Annotated in this window: 2 protein-coding genes; one reads left to right on the top strand and one right to left on the bottom strand. The window is 41.4% G+C overall.

Annotation, left to right across the window (positions count from 1 at the left end):
- The first annotated feature begins 214 nt into the window (after positions 1 to 214).
- Positions 215 to 1,057 carry a mechanosensitive ion channel family protein gene (locus AB4653_RS22125; protein ID WP_009844787.1) on the top strand — a complete coding sequence of 281 codons (843 nt, stop codon included), beginning with the start codon at positions 215 to 217 and terminating at the stop codon, positions 1,055 to 1,057.
- A 115-nt stretch (positions 1,058 to 1,172) separates the two neighbouring features.
- Here AB4653_RS22125 and AB4653_RS22120 read toward each other — a convergent pair whose 3' ends face one another.
- A complete protein-coding gene (locus AB4653_RS22120) occupies positions 1,173 to 1,616 on the bottom strand; it encodes a dCMP deaminase family protein (protein ID WP_004731749.1) in 444 nt (147 codons plus the stop codon).
- Between the last annotated feature and the right edge of the window lie 216 nt (positions 1,617 to 1,832).

Below are 1,832 nucleotides of genomic sequence, written 5' to 3'. Positions count from 1 at the left end.
GGCGTGTTGATCTTTCGAACAAAATTTAACCGCGAAAGGTCAACACGCCCTAATAGCTGATAAAAGCATGAAAAGGAGCGCTCTATTTTTGAGTGCTTTTTCATAATGCGTTTATTGGGTTGAGTCAGTCGCTGTAAAGCTCATCGTTATAGAGCTAATCGTTTTAATGCTCGTCGTTATAAAGCTTAATTGTTGTAATACAAAGGAATAAGTAATGGAAAAGATGTGGCAAGTAATAGATTTCTTACTCGCTAATAAGTTTATTTTTAGTGTGCTGATCATCTGCATTATATTAATAATCCGACGAATCACTTTGTCTCGAATCCGTGGTGATGTCGCTTTTCTTAGTGAAGACCAACGTAACTGGATGTCACGTACCAAAAATGGCACATTCGCGATTATTGTTGTGACGTTATTCGTGTTGTGGAAATCCGAAATCAGCGAATTTGCGCTGTCTGTTACCGCTATTGCGGTTGCGATAGTCGTGGCTTCAAAAGAGATCATCCTCTGTTTTACTGGCTCTATTCAGCGTGCGAGTTCTCGCTCATTTCGAATTGGTGATTGGATTGAAGTGGGCAAAATCAGCGGTGAGGTGATTGAGCACAACTTGATGGCGACTGTGATTCAAGAAATCGATTTGTATCATGGGCAATATCACTTCACTGGCAAGACTGCCACGCTGCCTAATAGCATGTTCTTCACTTATCCGGTAAAGAACCTCAACTTCATGAAGCGCTATGTTTATCATAACTTTTTTGTGACGGTGAAAGACTTTGTAAACCTATACCCTATGGTGCCGGGTCTTATCGTGAAAATTGAAGAGCATTGTGAAGAGTTTATCGATGTTGCCCGTCGTTACAATGGTGTGATTGAGAAGCACGCTGGGGTTGACCTTCCTGGCTCTGAACCGCACATTCATATCACGAGCAGCTCAACGGGTGAGCAAGAAGTCCACTTTATGATCTTCTGCCCGACAGAGAAAGCGATTCACCTTGAACAGGATATCCGTAAAGATTTCATGGAAGCTTACGCGTTGGCATTTCCCTCAAGTGACTAATACGATGCTGGAAGCTAACAAGTCCGAATAAAAAGAAAGCCGAGAGCGATAATATCGACTCTCGGCTTTTTTGTATTTGAGATCTAGACTTAGACCTGAGACCTAGCGTTAGAGATTAATCCAGGTCAGCGAGTGGCAACCAGTCTACTTCTACACCAGCTTGCTCAAACATATCTTGGCTTATCTTGATCTTATCTCCCCAACGAGAAAGGAAATCTTCACTTTGCTCTGGGCAATGTACCGCTGAAATTCCAGTTTGGATGATTTTTGCTGCACAGTTCGGACAAGGGAAGTGAGTGACCCAAACTTCACAACTGTCTAAATCACGTTTAGCAAACAAGATTGCATTTTCTTCAGCGTGAAGTGTCTTGAGGTATTTCATCTCGCGATCGTCAGTATCCGCACTATCAGACACGCCATGTGGGTAGCCATTAAAGCCAACTGAAACAATACGGTTGTGCTTAGTGATGACGGCGCCGACTTGAGTTGAAGGATCTTTACTCCAAGAACCGACCAATTCCGCCATTTGATAGAAACGTTTAGCCCATTTTGAAATCATGAGAATTCCTTAACAATTAAATGTGAATGCTTATCTGTCTGACAATACATGATGTTAGACAATATCCATAGAGAACAGAAGCTGAGAGGTTGATTTACTTAGAAATTGTAACGCGTTTGTAATTACTTTATAAGCACTTAGTTTCAATTAACATATTGATACACTTTGGTTCGTTATAATTGATATTCCTCGGACAATAGTAACAGGTGTGTTACG

It is taken from the genome of Vibrio sp. 10N.222.48.A3, assembly GCF_041475345.1.
Taxonomy (GTDB): Bacteria; Pseudomonadota; Gammaproteobacteria; order Enterobacterales; family Vibrionaceae; genus Vibrio; species Vibrio tasmaniensis_A.
The sequence above is the reverse complement of the archived record's forward strand: the minus strand, read 5'-3'. Positions and strand labels throughout refer to the sequence as shown.